Here is a 21,109-nt window from a genome sequence, read left to right as displayed (position 1 = left end):
GACAGAGGCTGAAGCCGCAACAGCTTCAGCCCAATGCAGTATCCATCACCATCATCAAGCAAAACCCGATGCACAGTCCCAGGCTGGCGAGCTTTTCATGGCCATTGCGCCGCGATTCGGGGATCACCTCGTGAGTGACCACCAGCAGCATCGCGCCAGCAGCCAACGCCAAGCCTAACGGCAGCAGCACCTGCGCCAGACTCACCAACCAGGCACAAAGCACTGCGAATATCGGCTCGACCAAGCCCGAAGCCGCACCGATCAGGAACGCCTTGAACCGCGACATCCCTGCCCCGGCCAGCACCAACGCAATCACCAGGCCTTCGGGCACATCCTGCAAAGCGATGCCCATGGCCAGGCTGTCGGCATCCGGCATGCCGCCGCCCGCCGAGACGCCAACTGCCATACCCTCCGGGATGTTGTGCGCGATGATGGCAAACACGAACAGCCAGATGCGTGGCGGGATCACCGGATGCTCCGGCGTACCGACCAGCATTTCCGGGCTGGCCCCGGAGACCTTGCGATCGACCAGGTACAAGCCGAACGCTCCCAGCATGATACCAATGCTGATCAAGCCACTCGCGCCCCAAGGGCTGAACCCCAGGCCTTCAGCGGCGGCAATGCCCGGCACGACCAACGAAAACGCCGTGGCCGCGAGCATCACGCCGGCACCAAAGCCCAGCAAGGTATCGCTCACTGCTGCCGGCATGCGCCGGATAACCAACACCGGTACGGCGCCCAACGCGGTGCCGAGCGCACAGATCGCCCCACCTTGCAGGGCCCGCAGGATGCGCGGCTCCAGGTCCAGCCAGGCGAATCCTTGAGCCACCAGCAATGCAATACCTGCCAATAGCAGCAGCGAGCCAAATGCGTAACGAAACATTCGCACGCTGCTGATCGCCAGTGTTTCAGTACCCATGATCGGCCTTAGGTCGTGTTATACGGCGTGATATCAGGCCAGGGCGGCCTGGTAGCGGGCGGCGACTTCCGGCCAGTTGATGACACTGTAGAAGGCATTGATGTATTCAGGACGCCGGTTCTGGTACAGCAGGTAGTAGGCGTGCTCCCACACATCCAGGCCGAGGATCGGTGTGTTGCCGCTCATCAGCGGGCTGTCCTGATTGCCGCTGCTCTCCACCACCAGGGTCTTCTGCGGGGTCACGCTCAACCAGGCCCAGCCGCTGCCGAAGCGGGTCAACGCGGCCTTGGTGAAGGCCTCCTTGAAGCTGTCGAAACCGCCCAGTTGCTCATTGATCGCCTGGCCCAGCGCGCCATCGGGTTTGCCGCCGCCTTTGGGCGACATCACCGCCCAGAACAACGAGTGGTTGGCATGCCCACCGCCCTGATTGATCACCGCGGTGCGCAGTTGCTCGGGCAGTTGCTGGACGCTCGACACCAGCTTCTCTACCGGCCAGCCCGCAAACTCGGTGCCCTCCACGGCGGCATTGAGGTTGTTGATGTAAGTCTGGTGGTGCTTGGTGTAGTGAATTTGCATGGTTTGCGCATCGATATGCGGTTCCAGGGCATCGTAGGCGTAAGGCAAGGCAGGCAAGGTGTAGGGCATATCAGTGTGCTCCGTATTGAGGAGGGGTCGGTTGCGCCGCAGTACCGCCCAGCAAGCGATGGGTACGGGGGTATTCGCCGTGATCGCTGATGAAATTCAACAGTTCGACGTAGGTCTTGCTGCTCTGGCGCAACGCCGCGTCGCGCAGTTGCGGGCTGAGGCGCTGGTCCTGCAGCGCCTGTAACAGCCGTTGGTGGATGGCGCAGAGGTATTCCGCGCTTTCTTCCGGCTGGTTCAGGCGCAGGTGCAGGTCCGCCAGGTTGTGATGGGAAATGACGCAAGCCGCCACTGCTTCGTCGGCGTTTGCCCAGCGCTCGAACAACACTTGAGCCAGGGCCAGGGCTTGTAAATAGGCTTCGCGAGCGTCGACCAACTCGCCCTGCATAAAGCAGCGATTGGCCCGTTCGATCGTGCGTTTCCAATGCTCCATGGTCAGCCTCCAAAGCAGGGTCGGTGATTACACGCCGCCAGCTGTGAGCTTTTCCGGGTCCAGCAGGACTTCCAGTTGGCTGCGCGGCAAGTCGGTGTGCTCGAGGGCGACATCAATCACCGGGCGACCTTGCTGATAGGCTTGCTTGGCGATTTCAGCGGCCTTTTGGTAACCAATGATCGGGTTGAGTGCGGTCACCAGGATCGGATTGCGCGACAACGCTTCCTTGAGCTTGGCCTCGTTGACCTTGAAACTGGCAATGGCCTTGTCCGCCAGCAGGCGGCTGGAATTGGCCAGCAGTTCGAGGCTGCCGAGCAGGTTCTGGGCGATGATCGGCAGCATCACATTCAGCTCGAAGTTGCCGGATTGCCCGGCAATGGTGATCACCGTGTCATTGCCGATGACTTGTGCGGCGACCATGGCGGTCGCTTCCGGAATCACTGGGTTGACCTTGCCCGGCATGATCGAAGAACCGGGCTGTAACCCTTCCAGTTCGATTTCGCCCAAGCCAGCCAGGGGCCCGGAATTCATCCAGCGCAAGTCGTTGGCGATTTTCATCAATGACACAGCGATCGCTTTCAACTGGCCGGAGACGGCGACGGCGGTGTCCTGGGAGCCGATCAACGCGAAGAGGTTCTTGCCCGGGGTGAATTGCACGCCGGTCAGGCTGCTCAGTTGTTGGCTGAAACGCGGCGCAAACTCCGGATGCGCGTTGATCCCGGTACCGACAGCCGTGCCGCCCTGGGCCAGGGCTTGCAGGCTGGGCAACAGGTCCTGCAGGTGCGCAATATTGGCCTTGAGCTGCTGCGCCCAGCCATTGAGCACCTGGCTCATACGCACGGGCATGGCGTCCATCAGGTGCGTGCGACCGGTCTTGATGAAGGGGTGGACCTCTTCGGCCTTCCGTTCGATGACCTGCACCAGATGCAGCAACGCAGGCAGCGTTTGCTCATGCAGCACCAACGCCGCACTGACGTGGATGGTGGTCGGGATGATGTCGTTGCTGCTTTGGCCGCAGTTCACGTGATCGTTGGGGTTGACCGCCTCACCGAGCAAACGGCTGGCCAGGGTCGCGATCACTTCGTTGGCGTTCATATTGGAACTGGTGCCGGAACCGGTCTGAAAGATATCCACCGGAAAGTGCGGCATGAAGTCACCGTCCAGCAAGCCCAGGGCAGCATCGACAATGGCCTTGCCCTGCCCTTCGCTGATCTGCTTGAGGTCGACGTTGACCTTGGCCGCTGCCACTTTGGCCAGGATCAGCGCACGAATGAACGGCGCCGGCATGCGCTGGTGGCTGATCGGAAAGTTGTTCACCGCGCGCTGGGTTTGCGCGCCGTACAAGGCCTCGGCGGGGACTTGCAGTTCACCCATGCTGTCGCGTTCGATACGGTTATTACTCATCGGAAGATCCTTGCACCCAGTCAGAAACGGAAATCGAAGGCAGCAATTCGCACGTCGCCAATTGCCAGGCAAAGGCCTGCCAGCGCTTGAGGCGGCAGGCACAGTGGGAGAGTGTTTCCAGGTCGTGCAGCGGGCGCCAGGCCTGGTCCAGGCACTGGGATCGCCAATGCCACGGCAAGGCAATGTCCGTGGCGGTGTCGATCAGCAGGCGGAAAGCCGTTTCAGCGATCGTCCATGGATGAGTCGCGGTGCAACAGGCGAGGTATCGACCTTCATTGAGGTAATGTTCGATCAGGCGCGGTTCATTGGGCTCGAGGCAGCAGCGAATCTGACGACTCATCCAACGCCAGCTTTCCAGGTAGGGGTCCTCATGCAGGACAGCATTCATGATCCGCACTCATTCGATAATGATATTTATTATTAAATGATATTGACAATCAACACAAGAGTGGCAAGCCAATCAACCGGGAATGCAGCCACAAAAAAAGGCGCGCCATCCTGCAGATGGCGCGCCTTTTGGTGAAGCGTCGGAAGGATTAACTGCCGGCGACTGTCATCCGCTCGATCAGGACCGAACCTGTACGGATATTGCTGCGCAGCTCCAGGTCGTTACCCACGGCAACGATCTGCTTGAACATGTCGCGCATATTGCCGGCGATGGTCACTTCCTGGACAGCAAACTGAATCTCACCGTTTTCTACCCAGAAACCCGCCGCGCCACGGGAATAATCACCGGTGACCATGTTCAAGCCCTGGCCCATCAATTCAGTCACCAGCAGGCCACGCCCCATGCGTCGCAACAGCGCCGCCTGGTCTTCCTCGCCGTGGGTCACGAACAGGTTATGCACGCCACCAGCGTTCGCGGTGCTCGGCAGGCCCAGTTTGCGCCCGGCATACGTGCCCAGCACGTAGGAGACTAACTCACCGTTTTCGACGAACGGCTTGGCATAGGTCGCAAGGCCATCGCCGTCGAACGACGAACTGCCCATCGCCCGCATCAGGTGTGGACGCTCGTCGATGGTCAGCCACTGCGGAAACAGCTTCTGGCCAATCGCACCTTCGAGGAACGACGATTTGCGGTACAGGTTGCCGCCGGAAATCGCCCCCAGGAAACTGCCGAACAGACCGCCGGCCAGTTCCGCCGAAAACAGCACCGGCACTTCACAGGTCGGCACCGGGCGGGCGCCCAGGCGGCTCGCGGCACGTTGCGCGGCACGCCGGCCAATGCTGACCGGATCGGCCAGCAACTCGCCCTGACGGTTCACGTCGTACCAGTAATCGCGCTGCATCTGGCCGTTGGCTTCGGCGATCATCACGCAACTCAGGCTGTGACGCGTCGACGCATAACCGCCGATAAAACCATGGCTGTTGCCGTACACGCGGCAGCCCTGGTGGGTGCTCAAGGTGGTGCCGTCGGCATTCTTGATCCGCGGGTCGGCATCGAACGCCGCCGCTTCGCAGGTCAGCGCTTGTTCGATGGCTTGTTCCGGGGTGATGTCCCAGGCATGGAACAGGTCGAAATCCTGCAGATCCTTGGCCATCAACGCCTTGTCGGCCAGGCCCGAGCTTTCATCCTCGGACGTGTGCTTGGCAATCGCCAATGCGGCGGCCACCGTCTCGCGAATCGCTTCCGGCCCACTCGCCGAGGTGCTGGCCGAGCCTTTGCGCTGGCCGACGTACAAGGTGATACCAAACCCCTGGTCGCGGTTGAATTCGACGGTTTCGACTTCCCGCTGACGTACCGACGTCGACAGCCCCTGCTCCAGGGACACAGCCACCTCGCAGGCACTGGCCCCCTGGCGCTTGGCCTCGGCAAGGATCTGCTCGACTTGTTCCTGCAGTGCCGGTAACGCTTGCGGACCGACGCTTTGGGCTGCACTCATGGTTTTCTCCACTCAAATTCTGCTTTCGGTTAAGGCCATCGAGCGACCGGGCCGGACAAGCGGCCCCCGACTGGTTATCATGGCGGCGTTTCTTTGCGGACTGCCACCATGGTTGATTCTTACGACGACTCCCTCGATGGGGAGAAAAGCAAAACCCAGGTCAAACGCGAGCTGCATGCTCTGGTTGACCTCGGCGAGCGCCTTACAACGCTCAAGCCGGACTTGATTGCAAAACTGCCTCTGACCGACGAAATGCGCCGGGCTCTGGCGGATGCACCCAAGCACACCGCGAATATCGCGCGTAAACGGCACATCATGTTCATCGGCAAGCTGATGCGCGATCAGGACACTGACGCGATTCTGACCCTGCTCGATCAACTCGATGCCTCCACTCGCCAGTACAACGAACGCTTCCACAACCTGGAACGTTGGCGTGACCGCCTGATCTCGGGCGATGACGCGGTGCTGGAGAAATTCGTACTGGACTACCCGGACGCGGACCGCCAGCAACTGCGCTCCCTGATCCGTCAGGCCCAGCACGAACTGGCGCAAAACAAGGCGCCGGCCACCAGCCGTAAAATCTTCAAGTACATCCGTGAGCTGGACGAGACTCAACGCGGCCTGCGTTGATCCTCTTCCCCGGGTGGCGGTCTTCGCCACCCGAAGCTCCCGCTCTTACGACCCCGTGCCACCCACGGTGATCGCGTCAATTTTCAAGGTTGGCTGACCCACGCCCACCGGCACCGACTGCCCATCCTTGCCGCACGTACCCACGCCGCTGTCCAATGCCAGGTCGTTACCGACCATCGACACCTTGCTCATCGCTTCCGGCCCGTTGCCAATCAACGTCGCGCCTTTGACCGGCACGGTAATCTTGCCGTCTTCGATCAGGTACGCCTCGCTGGTGGAGAACACGAACTTGCCGCTGGTGATGTCCACCTGGCCGCCGCCGAGGTTGGCGCAGTAGATCCCGCGTTTCACCGAGGCGATGATTTCCGCCGGGTCACTTTCGCCGGCGAGCATGTAAGTGTTGGTCATGCGCGGCATCGGCAGGTGCGCGTAGGATTCGCGACGGCCGTTACCGGTACGCGCCACGCCCATCAGGCGGGCGTTGAGCTTGTCTTGCATGTAACCCTTGAGCACGCCGTTTTCGATCAGCGTGGTGCATTCGGTCGGCGTGCCTTCGTCATCGATGTTCAACGAGCCACGGCGACCGGCCAGGGTGCCGTCATCGACAATGGTGCACAGCTTGGAGGCGACCATCTCGCCCATGCGCCCGCTGTAGGCCGAGCTGCCCTTGCGGTTGAAGTCGCCTTCCAGGCCATGGCCCACGGCTTCGTGGAGCAGTACGCCAGACCAGCCCGAGCCCAACACCACCGGCAAGGTGCCGGCCGGTGCGGGGATGGCTTCCAGGTTGACCAGCGCCTGGCGCAGCGCTTCACGGGCATAACCCATGGCGCGGTCCTCGGCGAGGAAATAACGGTAGTCGGTACGCCCGCCTCCTCCATGCCCACCGCGCTCGCGGCGGCCGTTCTGTTCGACGATCACACTGACGTTGAAACGCACCAGCGGCCGCACATCCGCCGCCAGGCCGCCGTCGGTGGACGCCACCAGGATGCGTTCCCACACCCCGGCCATGCTCACCGTGACTTGCTGGATACGCGGGTCGAGGGCGCGGGTCGCGGCATCGATACGCTTGAGCAGATCGACTTTTTCTGCGCGGCTGATCACTTCCAGGGGGTTATCCGGCGCGTACAACTGGGCCACGTCCTGGGTGCTGAATGCCTGCACCGTACCGTTCTGGCCGGCGCGGGAAATCGAACGGGCAGCCCGGGCGGCCAGGCCCAAGGCTTCCAGGGTGATCGCGTTGCTGTAGGCGAAACCGGTTTTTTCACCGGATTGCGCGCGCACGCCGACACCCTGGTCGAGGTTGAAACTGCCTTCCTTGACGATCCCGTCTTCCAAAGCCCACGACTCGGAAATCTGCCCCTGGAAATACAGGTCGGCCGCGTCGATGCCCGGCCCGGCCAGATCGCCCAGCACGGTTTGCAGGCTTTCGATGGTCACGCCACCGGGTGCCAGGAGGTGTTCGCTGACTGAGGACAACAACTCGCTCATAGGTTTGGCCTTAAATTCATCGTTCTGAAGCAGGCCGCTGCGCGCCCTGCGAGAAAAAGCGCCGGTGGTTGACCACCGGCATGCGCGCCCGTATCGACGCCTGTTCACTGCTGTCGCGTTCGGCCAGCAACACCGCTTCGCCTTGATCCTGTTGCGTCAGTACGCGCCCCCAGGGGTCGACAATCGCCGCGTGGCCATAAGTCTCCCGTGGCCCCGGATGCACCCCGCCCTGGGCGGCCGCCAGCAGATAGCACTGGGTCTCGATGGCCCGCGCGCGAATCAGCACATCCCAATGGGCGGCACCGGTGACCGCGGTGAAGGCCGAGGGCGCGGTAATCAGTTCAGCCCCCGCCGCACGCAACTCGCTGTACAACTCCGGGAAGCGCAGGTCGTAACACACCGTCAGGCCCAAGCGGCCGACCGGCGTATCCGCCACCACAACGTTGCTCCCGAAAGCATAGTCATCGGATTCACGATAGCGACCGCGCGCGTCCGCCACGTCGACATCGAACAAATGCAGCTTGTCGTAGCGGGCGACGATCTCGCCATGCTCATCGATCAGCAACGAGCAGGCGTTGGCCTTGGCGTTCGGTTGATCCTTGGGCGGCAGCGGCAAAGTGCCAGCCACTATCCATAAGGTGAGGTCGCGGGCGGTCTGTTTCAACCATGGCAGGATCGGTCCTTCACCCAACGCCTCGGCGCGGCCGATGTCGGCCACATCGCGGCGGCCCATGGCGGCGAAGTTTTCCGGCAGCACCGCCAGCCGCGCACCCTTTGCCGCCGCTTGCTCCAGCAGGCGCCGGGCCTGGGCCAGGTTGGCCAGCACATCGCTCTGGCTGACCATTTGAATTACCGCAAAGGACATGGGCCGACACTCCATAAATGGCATGCAGCCATGCTACTCCACAGGCTCTCAGTTTGGTTTTTCAAATGGCTTGTCGAAGCTGATTTTCGGGTCTTTCCATGGTCCTTCGACTTTGTACTGCACGCTGGCAAACCGCGAAACCCGGTCGCCGATCAGCTTGTCGATCAGGAACAGCGCGCCACCAATGGCCGGCGCGCCGACAATCAGCGCGGCGATCGGCAGGTTGTTGGTCACCGGCAATGTCACCAGCAGCTTGGCATCCACGCGATCAGCCACCAGGTCCAGGGTGCCATTAAGCTCCAGGTTGCTCGACGGCCCCGTCAGGGTGATCGGCTCGCGGGTCACAAACACCCCGTTGCTGGCCGCGAGCAAGCCTTTGACCCGGTCATAACTCAAGCCTTTGCCGAGCAGGTCGGAGAAGTCCAGGCGCAACCGACGGCCGATGGAGTTGAAGTTAAGCAGGCCGAACACCCGCAGCGCCTGGGCGCCACCTTCCACTTCAACGAACTGGCCTTTGCGGAATGTTGCATCCAGGCTGCCGGAAAAACGCTTGGGCCCGACCCAGGCGGGGGAGCCCGGCCAACGACCATCCACGTCCAGGTGGAAATCTTCACTGGTCACGGTAGGCGCAAAGCCCCAGCCCTTGAGGACATCGGCAATGTTCTTGCCATCCAGGCGCCCTTTGTACCAACTGCTGCTGTCGCCCGGCGCGCCTTCCCAACCACCAGCGCCCTTGAGCAGCATGCCCTTGAGGCCCAGGTCCAGGTTGTTGAAGGCCAGGCCCTTGGCGGTCGGTCGGATCTTCAGCGACCACGCGCCGATCAGGTCCGGCCCCTGGAACAGTTGATCAATGCTGATGTCCAGCGCTGGAATATCCTTGGGATCGATGTCGGCCAATGGGTCCGGCGCATTTTCATCCGCCTGTACCGTCGGGTCCACCGCCGGCAGCTTCACGTACTGCAGGTTGACCGCGATGGGTGCGCCCTTGGCGTCCGACAGGTTGACCGTGCCCTTGGCCTGCTGGCTGTCGAACTGCAGGCCCCAAGCCGAGGGTTTGCGGTCAAGCTGGAGGTTGACCTGGTCGAACTGCTGCCCAAAGCCAGTCAACTTGCCCACCTTGAAGTCGGCGCCGCTCAACAGCTGTTTCGCGCTGCCTCCCGGGTCGTTGCCCGCGTAGCGATCGATGAGTTTCTTCCACGGGTCGATGTCCAGTTCCGACAGCACACCGCGAATGCGCAGGCCCTTGCCACCGGGCAGCAGCGCATCGCCATCGCCGAGAAACAACTCGCCGCGGCCGTCGCTGAATTTATCCGGCGGCGCAGCAAAGGTGAAGTTCGCCAGGTCGCCGTAATCGAACCAGTAGCGGCGCTCGGCGCCCTGCAAGGTCATGCGGAACACGCTGTCACGACCCTGGCTGGCCGCCATGCCGAACGGCGCCGGCAGGTCCACTGCCACGCCTTTGAGGTTGGAGCTGACCCTCAACTGGCTGTCGGCACCGTCCAGATTGAGCTGCAACTGGTACGGAATATCACCAGACACCGGCAGCGGCTGGCTGATTTTCAACCAGTCCGTCAGGCGCTTGACCGTGACCTGGCCTTTGGCGGTAACGCGGGTGCTGATACTGCCCGGCTTGCCATCCGCGAAGATCTGCGCGGTGATCGGCCGATCGAAGGCTTGCGCCGTGATGCTCTGCCCACTCAGGCCCTTGGCGCTGTCGAAGCGGAAATCCCCCTTGAGCTGGCTCAGGTCCAGAGGCGGCTCAGCCAATTGCAGGCGCGCCTTGTCGGTCTGGAAATCCACCACGATCTTCGGTTCGGTGCCCTTGGCCAGCGGGATATCCAGGTCCAGCTTGCCCTGTAGATCGCCCTCGCCTTTCCAACCGGCAAAGGTCGAAGCGGTGCCTATCGGTGCTTCCTGGAGGATTTTCACGCCATCACCCAGGCCACCGGCAAACTCACCGGTGAGCAGCAAGTGGCTGTCCTTGCCCGCGGGCGCGTGGGGGATATTGACGTAGATGTCCTTGACGCCGGTATCGAGCAGTTGGCCCTTGCTGGCCAGGATGCGGACACCGCTCTCCTCGACAAACACTTCGCCGTTGACCTTGCTCACATGGGGCCAGCCCGGCTGGAACGCCAACTCAGCGTCATGCACCTTGAAAAACAGGCTGATATTGCGCGAAGCCGGCAACGCACCGTGATTCAGCGAGCCTTGGTACTGGAAGAAGCCTTCATCGACCGCGCCTTTGAGAATCGCGGTACGCAGCCATTCATCCAGCGCCGGGCTCAGCACCGCCGGCAGGTATTTAGGCGTGAAACGTCCATCGCCATCGACCATGCCGACCCGCAGGTCCATGTAGTCTTCCTGGCTATTGTCGAAATGCAGGCGAATCAGGAAGTCGGCGGCGACCTTGCCTTCCTCGCCCAGCACCTTGATATACGGCGCGATCAGGGTGAAACCTTGCTGATCGAGCTTCCAGGTCAGGCGCGCATTGGCCTGGATGTACTGCCAGGGCTTGGCGAAGATCGGGTCGAGGTGCAGGGAAAAGTCCTTGCTGTCCATGCGCAGCTCGCCCTGCCCCAGGTCGCCGCTGATGCTGCCGGAAACGTTACGTGCGGCAGGAGCGCCGAAGTAGGCGTCGAAGCCCACCCGCTCGAGGTTGGCGGCAAAGCTGACTTTCTGATCGGTCGTGTCCTGCGGACGAAAATCCACCAGCACATTGCGCAGCAGACCGGTGGCCTTGAGGTGTTCGATCGTCTTGGCGAAACCTTCCGGCAACGGCGCCAAGGCATTGAGCAACGGGGTGATCGGGGTCAGGTCGAGGCGGTCGGCCTGCAGGTTCCAGACTTCCTGCGCCTTGTCGGTGGCCAGGCGTTGCTGCAATTGCAGACGCGATTCCCAACGGCTATCGCCGATGTTCATCGCCAACGAATCGAACAGCACCTTGAGGCCGCTCTCACTGCGTTGCAGGTAGGCGGTCAGGGCGAGGTTTTCAATGTGGACCGGCTTGCGGTCGGCGTAGCTGCCCTTCACTTGCGGCGAGTTGAGGCGCACCACCGCGCTTTGCACGGTGCCTTTGGCCCAGGTCAGCCAGAATTCACCGCCAGCCTTGAACTGCGTGAGTTTCCACTGCTGGGTCAACCTGGCCGGGACCCATTTGGCCCAATCGCTCTGGGGCAGGCTCAGGTAGGCCTGGACCTCAGCGTCTTTCCAGGCACTGGCGCGGATCTGCGTGCGCAGGCTCAGGGCCAGGGGTTGGCCATCCGGCAGGGTCAGGCGGGCGTCCAGGCGTTGGCGGGTCGCGCCCGTTTGCAAGCTCAGGCCCACATACGTGAAGGTCAGCGGCGCCTGGTCGAACGGCTGCAACGTGACCTGGCTATCCAGCAACGACACGCGCTGGACACTCTGCATGCGCTTGAGCAACTGTTCCGGGTCCAGCGGCTGGTCGTCCTGCACCGGCAGGCCTTGCAGCGCCCAGTGGCCATCCTTGTCTTCCCTGGCGCTCAGTTGCAGGCCGCTGACTTCCAGGTGGGCAATACGCACGTCGCGCGCCATCAGGCTGGCCCAGATGTCCGGCACCACCTGCACCTGGTCCAGGCGCAAGGCATTGCTGCCCTCGCCCACCATCACGTCATGAGCCAGCAACACAGGGGCGAAACCGCTCCAGCGGCCTTCAAGGCGACCGATCTGCAGCGGCATATCCACCGCGGCCTGGGCCTTGGCTTCGATTTCTGCGCGGTATTCGGCGACCAGCGGGGTCAATTCACGCCCCAGGCTCACGTACAGCGCCGCCAATACCAGCAGCAGGGCGCACAGGCCCAGGCCCCAGCGGGTCAAAGCGGCAAAAAAGCGTGTCAGACGCTCCATGTCAAGCGACCCTCAGGCAGTAGTCGGACCGCAGATCCAGGTCTGTCGGGTTCAGGGAAAGCCAATGAATGAAAATCAGAGCAGCACCACGTCGTATTGTTCCTGGGAGTACATGGTTTCGACCTGAAAACGAATGGTGCGCCCGATAAACCCTTCCAGTTCAGCCACGTTACCGGACTCTTCATCCAGCAAGCGGTCGACCACTTTCTGGTTGGCAAGCACTCTATAACCTTCAGCCTGGTAGGCTCGTGCCTCTCGTAGGATTTCCCGGAAAATCTCGTAGCAAACCGTTTCAGGGGTCTTCAATTTACCGCGCCCCTGGCAACTGCTGCACGGCTCGCACAGCACTTGCTCGAGACTTTCGCGGGTGCGCTTGCGGGTCATCTGCACCAGGCCCAGCTCGGTGATGCCGATGATGTTGGTCTTGGCGTGATCACGTTCCAGCTGCTTCTCGAGGGTGCGCAGCACCTGACGCTGGTGTTCTTCATCTTCCATGTCGATGAAGTCGATGATGATGATCCCGCCCAGGTTGCGCAGGCGCAATTGGCGGGCAATCGCAGTGGCCGCTTCGAGGTTGGTCTTGAAGATGGTCTCTTCAAGGTTGCGGTGCCCCACGAACGCACCGGTGTTGACGTCGATGGTGGTCATGGCTTCGGCCGGGTCCACCACCAGGTAGCCACCGGACTTGAGCGGCACTTTGCGTTCGAGGGCTTTCTGGATTTCGTCTTCGACGCCATACAAGTCGAAGATCGGCCGCTCGCCAGGGTAATGCTCCAGGCGGTCAGCAATTTCCGGCATCAGTTCGGCAACAAATTGCGTGGTGCGCTGGAAAGTTTCCCGCGAGTCGATGCGAATTTTCTCGATCTTGGGGCTGACCAGGTCACGCAAGGTGCGCAGGGCCAGGCCCAGGTCTTCATAGATCACGCTGGGGGCGCCGACGGTCTTGATCTGTGTGCCGATCTGGTCCCACAGGCGCCGCAGATAGCGGATATCCATGAGGATTTCATCGGCACCGGCGCCTTCGGCGGCGGTGCGCAGGATAAACCCACCCGCTTCCTTGATGCCCTCGGCGGCAACGCAGTCGCTGACCACTTTTTTCAGACGCTCGCGCTCGGCTTCGTCTTCAATCTTCAGGGAAATGCCGACATGGGCGGTGCGCGGCATGTACACCAGGTAGCGCGAAGGAATCGACAGTTGCGTGGTCAGCCGCGCACCTTTGGAGCCGATGGGGTCCTTGGTGACTTGCACCACCAGGCTCTGCCCTTCATGCACCAGGGCGCTGATGCTTTCCACCGCCGGGCCTTCACGCAGGGAAATTTCCGAGGCATGGATAAACGCGGCGCGATCCAGGCCGATATCGACGAAGGCGGCCTGCATGCCGGGCAATACGCGCACGACCTTGCCTTTATAGATGTTGCCGACGATCCCGCGCTTCTGGGTGCGCTCGACGTGAACTTCCTGCAGAACACCGTTCTCTACCACCGCCACGCGCGATTCCATCGGCGTGATATTGATCAGAATCTCTTCACTCATGGCTGGGTCTCGTTCAGGCGTTTTCACAATAGTGGCCGATCGCTTAAGGCTGGGCGCTGGTGTACGGCGTTCAGCGCGCGGTAAGGTTTTGCCAACAGGGTATGCCGAATTGGCCAAGCAACTGCGCGGTTTCGCACACCGGCAAGCCGACCACGGCGGAATAACTGCCATTGAGCCCGGCCACGAACACCGAGCCCAGCCCCTGGATAGCATAACCCCCGGCCTTGTCCTGAGGTTCGCCACTGTGCCAGTAGCTTGTAGCCTCCTCGACAGAAATCCCACGAAAAAGTACGCGACTGCTTACACATCGGGTGTCACAGCGCTGACCGTCCGTGAGAGCAACGGCCGTCAGCACTTCATGTTCACGCCCTGACAGCGCCAGCAACATGGCCAGGCCGTCGGCCTGATCCACCGGTTTGCCAAGGATCTGGCCGTCGACGATCACCGCCGTGTCGGCGCCCAGCACACAGGCCCCGGAGGTTTCCCCGAGGGCAGCGAAACCCGCCGCGGCCTTGGCGCGCGCCAGACGCTCGACGTAGGAAACGGGAGATTCGTTGGTAAGAGGCGTTTCATCAATCGCGGCGCTGACCACGGTGAACGGCACACCGATCTGGGTCAGCAGTTCACGCCGCCTTGGGGAGCCCGAGGCCAGATAAAGCGAATTCATTGCAGACTCTCCCTGTGGGGTTCGATAACCAGGCAGAGCCTCGCAATCCATTCAATTGATTTTATAGCGGCGACATAACCCGCGCAGACCGAAACTGACCCACGGCCACAGCAACGCGCTGACCAGGGCCGGCAACACCAGTGCCAAGGTCGGCTGTCGGTTGCCGGTCAAGGCACTGAGCCACAGCTGCACCAACTGCGCCAGGCCGAAGATCACCAGGATCACCAGGCACTGTTGCCACATCGGGAACATGCGCAGGCGCTGCTGCAATGAGAGCACCAGGAAGGTGATCAAGGTCAGGATCAACGCGTTCTGCCCCAGCAAGGTGCCATAGAGCACATCTTCCGCCAAGCCCAGAAACATTGCCGTGACCATGCCCACTTGGTGCGGCAGGTTCAGCGACCAGAATGCCAGCAGCAGGGCCAGCCAGAGCGGACGCAGGATTTCCATGAACTGCGGCAGCGGCGAAACACTGAGCAGCAAGCCGAGAGCAAAGGTCAGCCAGACGATCCAGCCATTGTGCGAATGAGTACCGGCCATTATTCCTCCCTCTGCCGCGTGGTTGCCCGGGCGGCGGGCGTCGCGGGCGCAGGCGCGGCGGCCGGCGGTTTGGTCGCCGCCGGTTTCACCGGGCGAGCGCTGTGAGCGGCCGGCTTGGCTGGCGTGGCCACGGGCGCAGTTACCGCCGGCGCTGTTGCAGGCGGTGTGGCTGACGCGGGTTTGGGTACGGTCGCCGGGATGATCGGCGCGGTGCCGTTGCGTTTGTCTTCCGCTTCCTGGGCCTGAGCGGCGTCGTTGGCGCGCTCTTCCGGGGTGCGGTTGTCGCTGAAGACCAGCAACAGGTAGCGGCTGCGGTTCAGCGCGGCCGTCGGCACGGCGCGGACAATCGCGAAAGGCTGGCCGGAGTCGTGGATCACCTCCTTGACCGTCGCCACCGGATAACCCGCCGGGAAGCGCTGACCCAGGCCGGAACTGACCAGCAGGTCGCCTTCCTTGATATCCGCGGTGTCGGCCACATGACGCAGTTCCAGCCGCTCCGGGTTACCCGTACCGCTGGCAATCGCGCGCAGGCCGTTGCGGTTGACCTGCACCGGAATGCTGTGGGTGGTGTCTGTCAGCAGCAATACCCGCGATGTGTAGGGCATCAACTCGACCACCTGCCCCATCAGGCCACGGGCATCGAGTACCGGCTGGCCGAGGACCACACCGTCGCGCTCACCCTTGTTGATGATGATGCGATGGGTAAAGGGGTTGGGGTCCATGCCGATCAACTCGGCGACTTCGACCTTCTCGTTGACCAGAGCGGAGGAGTTGAGCAACTCGCGCAGCCGAACGTTCTGCTCGGTGAGGGCCGCCAGCTTTTGCATGCGCCCCTGCAGCAGCAGGTTTTCAGTCTTGAGTTTTTCGTTCTCGGCGACCAGCTCGGTGCGGCTGCCGAATTGGCTGGCCACGCCCTGGTAGAGACGTTGCGGCAGGTCGGTGATCCAGTAAGTCTGCATCAACACCAGCGACATCTGGCTACGCACAGGCTTGAGCAGTGCAAAGCGAGCATCGACCACCATCAGCGCGACCGAAAGCACGACCAGCACCAATAAGCGCACGCCCAATGAGGGGCCTTTGGCGAAAAGCGGTTTAATAGGCCGCTCCTCCCAGGCAAATGTTCTCTCTATTCATACGGCATCTAACCGGCCTGGATGCAGATTGAAGAAGATAAACGCCAACAGGCAGCACTGCAAAGTGCTGCCTGCGGGCGAAACATGGGCTTACCAGCAATCACTTATTCGCTGGAGAGCAGGTCCATGGTGTGTTTATCCATCATTTCCAGTGCACGGCCACCGCCACGGGCGACGCAGGTCAGCGGGTCTTCGGCGACGATCACCGGCAGGCCGGTTTCCTGGGCCAGCAACTTATCGAGGTCGCGCAGCAAGGCGCCACCACCGGTCAGTACCAGGCCACGCTCGGCGATATCGGAAGCCAGCTCCGGCGGCGATTGCTCCAGCGCGCTCTTCACCGCCTGAACGATGGTGGCCAGGGACTCTTGCAGAGCCTCGAGCACTTCATTGGAGTTCAGGGTGAAGGCACGTGGCACGCCTTCGGCCAGGTTGCGACCGCGCACATCGACTTCGCGCACTTCGCCACCCGGATAAGCGGTGCCGATTTCCTGCTTGATACGCTCGGCAGTGGATTCGCCGATCAGGCTGCCGTAGTTGCGACGCACATAAGTGATGATCGCTTCGTCGAAGCGGTCACCGCCCACACGGACGGATTCGGCATACACCACACCGTTCAGGGAAATCAGGGCGATTTCAGTGGTACCACCACCGATATCCACCACCATCGAACCGCGCGCTTCTTCAACCGGCAGGCCGGCACCGATCGCAGCAGCCATCGGCTCTTCGATCAGGAACACTTCACGGGCACCGGCACCAAGGGCCGATTCACGGATGGCACGACGCTCCACCTGGGTGGACTTGCACGGTACGCAGATCAGCACACGAGGGCTGGGCTGCAGAAAACTGTTTTCGTGAACCTTGTTGATGAAGTACTGCAACATCTTCTCGCAGACACTGAAGTCGGCGATCACGCCGTCTTTCATCGGACGAATGGCCGCGATATTGCCTGGTGTTCGGCCGAGCATGCGCTTGGCCTCGGTGCCGACGGCAACGACACTTTTCTGATTACCATGGGTCCGAATAGCCACAACCGATGGCTCATTCAGGACGATACCGCGCTCGCGCACGTAAATAAGGGTGTTGGCAGTGCCCAGGTCAATGGAAAGATCGCTGGAAAACATGCCACGCAGTTTCTTGAACATGGGGAAAGGACCCTAGGCAACGCGTGGGTAAAAAAGTGCGGCAAACTCTAACAACGACAGGGATTTTGGGCAAGGCGCCAATGTGCTAAATTGGCCGACTTTCTACGCACCAACCCCCACAATCGCGGCCATATGACCGTAGAAATGCGGTAGTGTTCCGACAATCTAACACACGGACGCCCTCCGTTCTGTTTTCCACTGGAGAATCCCATGGCGCTTGAACGCTCCGACGTGGAAAAAATCGCACATCTGGCCTCGCTTGGCCTGAATGATGCCGATCTTCCACAGACCACCGCAGCCCTGAACAGCATTCTCGGGCTGGTTGACCAAATGCAGGCCGTGAATACCGACGGCATCGAGCCCCTGGCTCACCCGCTGGAAGCCACCCAGCGCCTGCGCGCAGACGTCGTGACCGAAGTCAATCATCGCGAGGCCTACCAGTCCATCGCGCCAGCGGTCGAAAACGGCCTGTATCTGGTTCCGAAAGTCATCGACTAAAGGGAAAGAGCCTTTCATGCATCACATGACTCTGGCCGAGATCGCCCGCGGTCTCGCCGACAAAAAGTTTTCTTCCGAAGAGCTGACCAAGACCTTGCTGGCGCGTATCGCCGAGCTCGACCCCAAGGTCAACAGCTTCATCAGCATCACCGAGGAGCTGGCCTTGAGCCAGGCCAAGGCCGCCGACGCACGTCGCGCCAACGGTGAGAACGGCGCGCTGCTGGGCGCACCGATCGCCCACAAGGACTTGTTCTGCACCCAGGGCATTCGCACCAGCTGCGGCTCGAAGATGCTCGACAACTTCAAGGCGCCCTACGACGCCACCGTGGTGTCCAAGCTGGCCGCCGCCGGGGCCGTGACCCTGGGCAAGACCAACATGGACGAATTCGCCATGGGCTCGGCCAACGAGTCGAGCTACTACGGCGCGGTGAAAAACCCGTGGAACCTGGACTGCGTGCCAGGCGGCTCGTCCGGTGGTTCGGCGGCGGCGGTTGCCGCGCGCTTCCTGCCGGCGGCCACGGCCACCGACACCGGCGGCTCGATCCGCCAGCCCGCCGCGTTCACCAACCTCACCGGGCTGAAGCCGACCTACGGTCGCGTGTCCCGCTGGGGCATGATCGCCTACGCCTCCAGCCTTGATCAGGGCGGTACCCTGGCACGCACTGCCGAAGACTGCGCAATATTGTTACAAGGTATGGCAGGCTTCGACGCACAGGACTCCACCAGCGTCGACGAGCCGGTGCCGGACTACAGCGCCAGCCTCAATACCTCGCTCAAAGGCCTGCGCATCGGCGTACCGAACGAATATTTCAGTGCCGGCCTCGACCCGCGTATCGCCGAACTGGTCCACAACAGCGTCAAGGAGCTGGAAAAGCTCGGCGCCGTGATCAAGCCAATCAGCCTGCCGAACAACCAGCACGCGATTCCGGCGTACTACGTGATCGCGCCGGCCGAAGCGTCCTCCAACCTGTCGCGGTTCGACGGCGTGCGTTTCGGTTACCGCTGCGAAAACCCGAAAGACCTCAACGACCTGTACAAACGTTCCCGTGGCGAAGGCTTCGGTGTCGAAGTGCAGCGCCGGATCATGGTCGGTGCCTACGCCCTGTCGGCCGGTTACTACGACGCGTACTACCTCAAGGCGCAAAAAATCCGTCGCCTGATCAAGAACGACTTCATGGCGGCGTTCGAAGAAGTCGACGTGATCCTCGGCCCAACCACGCCGAACCCGGCCTGGAAGATCGGCGCCAAGACCGGCGACCCGATCGCCGAGTACCTGGAAGACCTGTACACCATCACCGCCAACCTCGCGGGCTTGCCGGGCTTGTCCATGCCCGCCGGTTTCGTCGATGGCCTGCCGGTCGGCGTGCAATTGCTTGCCCCGTACTTCCAGGAAGGCCGCCTGCTCAATGTGGCGCACCAGTACCAGTTGAACACCGACTGGCACACTCGCACCCCTACCGGCTTCTGAGGAGAACACTATGCAATGGGAAGTCGTGATCGGGCTGGAGATTCATACCCAGCTCGCCACCCAATCGAAGATTTTCTCCGGTAGCGCCACCACGTTCGGCGCAGAACCCAACACCCAGGCGAGCCTGGTAGACCTGGGCATGCCCGGTGTGTTGCCGGTGCTGAACCAGGAAGCGGTACGCATGGCGGTGATGTTCGGCCTGGCGATTGACGCCGAGATCGGCCAGCACAGCGTGTTCGCGCGCAAGAACTACTTCTACCCGGACCTGCCCAAGGGCTATCAGATCAGCCAGATGGAGTTGCCGATTGTCGGCAAAGGCTACCTGGATATCCCGCTGGAAGACGGCACCATCAAGCGTGTCGGCGTAACCCGCGCGCACCTGGAAGAAGACGCCGGCAAGAGCCTGCATGAAGAGTTCAACGGTGCCACCGGCATCGACCTGAACCGCGCCGGCACGCCGTTGCTGGAGATCGTGTCCGAGCCAGACATGCGCAGCGCCAAGGAAGCCGTGGCCTACGTCAAGACGATCCACGCGCTGGTGCGCTACCTGGGCATCTGCGACGGCAACATGGCCGAAGGCTCGCTGCGCTGCGACTGCAACGTGTCGGTCCGGCCAAAGGGCCAGGTCGAGTACGGCACCCGCTGCGAGATCAAGAACGTCAACTCGTTCCGTTTCATCGAGAAGGCGATCAACACCGAAGTGCGTCGCCAGATCGAACTGATCGAAGACGGCGGCAAGGTGATCCAGCAAACTCGCCTGTACGACCCGAACAAAGACGAAACCCGCGCCATGCGCAGCAAAGAGGAAGCCAACGACTACCGTTACTTCCCCGATCCGGACCTGTTGCCGGTGGTCATCAAGGACTCGTTCCTCAATGACGTGCGCGCCACCCTGCCGGAATTGCCGCCGCAGAAACGCGAGCGCTTCCAGGCGCAGTTCGGCCTGTCGGTCTACGACGCCAGCGTCCTGGCGTCGAGCCGTGAGCAAGCCGACTACTTCGAAAAAGTCGTGAGCATCGCCGGGGACGCCAAGCTGGCGGCCAACTGGGTGATGGTGGAATTGGGCAGCCTGCTGAACAAGCAGGGCCTGGAAATCGACGAAGCACCGGTCTCGGCCGAGCAGTTGGGCGGCATGCTGCTGCGCATCAAAGACAACACCATCTCCGGCAAAATCGCCAAGACCGTGTTCGAAGCCATGGCCAGCGGTGAGGGCAGCAGCGACGAGATCATCGAGAAGCGCGGCCTCAAGCAAGTCACCGACAGCGGCGCCATCTCGGCGGTGCTCGATGAAATGCTCGCGGCCAACGCGGAGCAGGTCGAACAGTACCGCGCGGCAGACGAAGCCAAGCGCGGCAAGATGTTCGGCTTCTTTGTCGGCCAGGCCATGAAAGCCTCCAAGGGCAAGGCCAACCCGCAACAGGTGAACGAACTGCTGAAAAGCAAGCTCGAAGGCTGATCGCGATGAAAGGGCCGAGTGAGATTTCATGCTCGACTCGGACCTCCTGTGGGAGGGGGCTTGCTCCCGATAGCGGTGATTCAGTCAAGACATCAATGACTGACACTCCACTATCGGGAGCAAGCCCCCTCCCACATTTGATAAGGGGATACCTTGAATGAAGCGCTTACTTGGCCTTTTAGCCGTGTTCTCTTTGCTGGCCGGTTGCGCCAGCAGCCTCATCGACCCCAACGGCTACGACGAAACCGGCACCGCGTCTTACTACGGCGCCAAGCACCATGGCAAAAAAACCGCCAGCGGTGAACCTTTCAACCAGAACGCCCTGACCGCCGCCCATCGGCGCCTGCCTTTCGGCACGCAGGTCAAGGTGACCAATCTCAATACCGACAAATCCGTGGTGGTACGCATCAACGATCGCGGCCCGCACACCCGTGGGCGGCTGATCGATCTGTCGCGCCAGGCCGCCGCGCAACTGGGCATGCTGAGCAGCGGCACCGCACGGGTTCGTGTGCAAGCCCTGAGCAATTGACGACGGAGCCCTGGC

Annotated in this window: 19 protein-coding genes; 5 read left to right on the top strand and 14 right to left on the bottom strand. The window is 61.8% G+C overall.

The genetic code is table 11. The features are described from left to right. Window positions 1–25 precede the first annotated feature (25 nt). From MOQ67_RS05855 to pmbA, 6 genes are all read right to left on the bottom strand, one after another. The gene (locus tag MOQ67_RS05855) at window positions 26–919 is read right to left on the bottom strand and encodes a ZIP family metal transporter (protein ID WP_017845987.1); all 894 of its coding nucleotides are present in this window, start codon (window positions 917–919) and stop codon (window positions 26–28) included. 33 nt (window positions 920–952) lie between these two features. Then, window positions 953–1,564: a superoxide dismutase gene (locus tag MOQ67_RS05850; protein ID WP_046484647.1), complete on the bottom strand. Its 612-nt coding sequence runs from the start codon at window positions 1,562–1,564 to the stop codon at window positions 953–955. A 1-nt stretch (window position 1,565) separates the two neighbouring features. After that, window positions 1,566–1,994: a hypothetical protein gene (locus tag MOQ67_RS05845; RefSeq protein WP_017845989.1), complete on the bottom strand. Its 429-nt coding sequence runs from the start codon at window positions 1,992–1,994 to the stop codon at window positions 1,566–1,568. A 27-nt stretch (window positions 1,995–2,021) separates the two neighbouring features. Next, window positions 2,022–3,398 (bottom strand): class II fumarate hydratase, encoded by a 1,377-nt coding sequence (locus tag MOQ67_RS05840; protein ID WP_198717715.1) that lies wholly within the window; start codon window positions 3,396–3,398, stop codon window positions 2,022–2,024. Further along, entirely contained in the window at window positions 3,391–3,786 is a 396-nt protein-coding gene (locus tag MOQ67_RS05835) for a FagA protein (protein ID WP_169884779.1), read from the bottom strand. Before MOQ67_RS05835 ends, MOQ67_RS05840 begins: the two co-directional genes overlap by 8 nt. 148 nt (window positions 3,787–3,934) lie before the next feature. Further along, window positions 3,935–5,281, bottom strand: coding sequence for a metalloprotease PmbA (gene pmbA / locus MOQ67_RS05830; RefSeq protein ID WP_017845992.1), 1,347 nt, complete (start codon window positions 5,279–5,281; stop codon window positions 3,935–3,937). 108 nt (window positions 5,282–5,389) lie between these two features. Between pmbA and yjgA the strand changes: the two genes are divergently transcribed. Then, the gene (gene yjgA, locus MOQ67_RS05825) at window positions 5,390–5,911 is read left to right on the top strand and encodes a ribosome biogenesis factor YjgA (RefSeq protein WP_010567685.1); all 522 of its coding nucleotides are present in this window, start codon (window positions 5,390–5,392) and stop codon (window positions 5,909–5,911) included. Window positions 5,912–5,956: 45 nt separating this feature from the next. Here the strand turns inward: yjgA and tldD are convergent, their stop codons facing one another. The 8 genes from tldD to mreB form a co-directional block, all read right to left on the bottom strand. Next, window positions 5,957–7,399: a metalloprotease TldD gene (tldD, locus tag MOQ67_RS05820; protein WP_046384681.1), complete on the bottom strand. Its 1,443-nt coding sequence runs from the start codon at window positions 7,397–7,399 to the stop codon at window positions 5,957–5,959. Window positions 7,400–7,415: 16 nt separating this feature from the next. Further along, complete coding sequence (locus MOQ67_RS05815; RefSeq protein ID WP_017845994.1) at window positions 7,416–8,264, bottom strand: carbon-nitrogen hydrolase family protein; 849 nt, start codon at window positions 8,262–8,264, stop codon at window positions 7,416–7,418. 48 nt (window positions 8,265–8,312) lie between these two features. Continuing rightward, the gene (locus tag MOQ67_RS05810; protein WP_198717714.1) at window positions 8,313–12,128 is read right to left on the bottom strand and encodes a YhdP family protein; all 3,816 of its coding nucleotides are present in this window, start codon (window positions 12,126–12,128) and stop codon (window positions 8,313–8,315) included. 75 nt (window positions 12,129–12,203) lie between these two features. Beyond that, window positions 12,204–13,661, bottom strand: a complete 1,458-nt coding sequence (gene rng, locus MOQ67_RS05805) for a ribonuclease G (protein ID WP_046384684.1) — start codon at window positions 13,659–13,661, stop codon at window positions 12,204–12,206. A 70-nt stretch (window positions 13,662–13,731) separates the two neighbouring features. Then, on the bottom strand, window positions 13,732–14,328 hold the full coding sequence (locus MOQ67_RS05800; RefSeq protein WP_198717713.1) for a Maf family protein: 597 nt from the start codon (window positions 14,326–14,328) through the stop codon (window positions 13,732–13,734). Between the two features lie 51 nt (window positions 14,329–14,379). Continuing rightward, the gene (gene mreD, locus MOQ67_RS05795) at window positions 14,380–14,868 is read right to left on the bottom strand and encodes a rod shape-determining protein MreD (RefSeq protein ID WP_026139904.1); all 489 of its coding nucleotides are present in this window, start codon (window positions 14,866–14,868) and stop codon (window positions 14,380–14,382) included. Further along, on the bottom strand, window positions 14,868–15,965 hold the full coding sequence (mreC, locus tag MOQ67_RS05790) for a rod shape-determining protein MreC (RefSeq protein WP_082118786.1): 1,098 nt from the start codon (window positions 15,963–15,965) through the stop codon (window positions 14,868–14,870). The genes mreD and mreC overlap by 1 nt, the downstream gene beginning before the upstream one ends. A gap of 140 nt (window positions 15,966–16,105) precedes the next feature. After that, complete coding sequence (gene mreB, locus MOQ67_RS05785) at window positions 16,106–17,143, bottom strand: rod shape-determining protein MreB (protein WP_002555108.1); 1,038 nt, start codon at window positions 17,141–17,143, stop codon at window positions 16,106–16,108. 210 nt (window positions 17,144–17,353) lie between these two features. Here mreB and gatC point away from each other — a divergent pair, with 210 nt between their 5' ends. The 4 genes from gatC (at window position 17,354) to MOQ67_RS05765 (ending at window position 21,094) form a co-directional block, all read left to right on the top strand. Beyond that, the gene (gene gatC / locus MOQ67_RS05780) at window positions 17,354–17,641 is read left to right on the top strand and encodes an Asp-tRNA(Asn)/Glu-tRNA(Gln) amidotransferase subunit GatC (protein WP_017845404.1); all 288 of its coding nucleotides are present in this window, start codon (window positions 17,354–17,356) and stop codon (window positions 17,639–17,641) included. A 16-nt stretch (window positions 17,642–17,657) separates the two neighbouring features. Further along, window positions 17,658–19,109: an Asp-tRNA(Asn)/Glu-tRNA(Gln) amidotransferase subunit GatA gene (gene gatA / locus MOQ67_RS05775; protein ID WP_057004249.1), complete on the top strand. Its 1,452-nt coding sequence runs from the start codon at window positions 17,658–17,660 to the stop codon at window positions 19,107–19,109. 10 nt (window positions 19,110–19,119) lie between these two features. Then, window positions 19,120–20,565, top strand: coding sequence for an Asp-tRNA(Asn)/Glu-tRNA(Gln) amidotransferase subunit GatB (gene gatB / locus MOQ67_RS05770; RefSeq protein ID WP_169884777.1), 1,446 nt, complete (start codon window positions 19,120–19,122; stop codon window positions 20,563–20,565). Between the two features lie 157 nt (window positions 20,566–20,722). Then, window positions 20,723–21,094, top strand: a complete 372-nt coding sequence (locus tag MOQ67_RS05765; RefSeq protein ID WP_026139824.1) for a septal ring lytic transglycosylase RlpA family protein — start codon at window positions 20,723–20,725, stop codon at window positions 21,092–21,094. Window positions 21,095–21,109: the final 15 nt, after the last annotated feature.

The sequence above is a fragment of the Pseudomonas sp. LY-1 genome, from assembly GCF_053502595.1.
Note: the sequence above shows the minus strand (reverse complement) of the source record. Positions and strands in the feature narration are given on the sequence as shown.

Excerpts from the sequence above, each read along its gene's own strand:
- MOQ67_RS05845 (WP_017845989.1), bottom strand. The coding sequence starts at position 1,994 with ATGGAGCATTGGAAACGCACGATCGAACGGGCCAATCGCTGCTTTATG.
- MOQ67_RS05835 (WP_169884779.1), bottom strand. The coding sequence starts at position 3,786 with ATGAATGCTGTCCTGCATGAGGACCCCTACCTGGAAAGCTGGCGTTGG.
- tldD (WP_046384681.1), bottom strand. The coding sequence starts at position 7,399 with ATGAGCGAGTTGTTGTCCTCAGTCAGCGAACACCTCCTGGCACCCGGT.
- MOQ67_RS05810 (WP_198717714.1), bottom strand. The coding sequence starts at position 12,128 with ATGGAGCGTCTGACACGCTTTTTTGCCGCTTTGACCCGCTGGGGCCTG.
- pmbA (WP_017845992.1), bottom strand. The coding sequence starts at position 5,281 with ATGAGTGCAGCCCAAAGCGTCGGTCCGCAAGCGTTACCGGCACTGCAG.
- gatC (WP_017845404.1), top strand. The coding sequence starts at position 17,354 with ATGGCGCTTGAACGCTCCGACGTGGAAAAAATCGCACATCTGGCCTCG.
- yjgA (WP_010567685.1), top strand. The coding sequence starts at position 5,390 with ATGGTTGATTCTTACGACGACTCCCTCGATGGGGAGAAAAGCAAAACC.
- mreD (WP_026139904.1), bottom strand. The coding sequence starts at position 14,868 with ATGGCCGGTACTCATTCGCACAATGGCTGGATCGTCTGGCTGACCTTT.
- MOQ67_RS05815 (WP_017845994.1), bottom strand. The coding sequence starts at position 8,264 with ATGTCCTTTGCGGTAATTCAAATGGTCAGCCAGAGCGATGTGCTGGCC.
- MOQ67_RS05800 (WP_198717713.1), bottom strand. The coding sequence starts at position 14,328 with ATGAATTCGCTTTATCTGGCCTCGGGCTCCCCAAGGCGGCGTGAACTG.
- rng (WP_046384684.1), bottom strand. The coding sequence starts at position 13,661 with ATGAGTGAAGAGATTCTGATCAATATCACGCCGATGGAATCGCGCGTG.
- MOQ67_RS05855 (WP_017845987.1), bottom strand. The coding sequence starts at position 919 with ATGGGTACTGAAACACTGGCGATCAGCAGCGTGCGAATGTTTCGTTAC.
- gatA (WP_057004249.1), top strand. The coding sequence starts at position 17,658 with ATGCATCACATGACTCTGGCCGAGATCGCCCGCGGTCTCGCCGACAAA.
- MOQ67_RS05850 (WP_046484647.1), bottom strand. The coding sequence starts at position 1,564 with ATGCCCTACACCTTGCCTGCCTTGCCTTACGCCTACGATGCCCTGGAA.
- MOQ67_RS05840 (WP_198717715.1), bottom strand. The coding sequence starts at position 3,398 with ATGAGTAATAACCGTATCGAACGCGACAGCATGGGTGAACTGCAAGTC.
- gatB (WP_169884777.1), top strand. The coding sequence starts at position 19,120 with ATGCAATGGGAAGTCGTGATCGGGCTGGAGATTCATACCCAGCTCGCC.
- mreB (WP_002555108.1), bottom strand. The coding sequence starts at position 17,143 with ATGTTCAAGAAACTGCGTGGCATGTTTTCCAGCGATCTTTCCATTGAC.
- MOQ67_RS05765 (WP_026139824.1), top strand. The coding sequence starts at position 20,723 with ATGAAGCGCTTACTTGGCCTTTTAGCCGTGTTCTCTTTGCTGGCCGGT.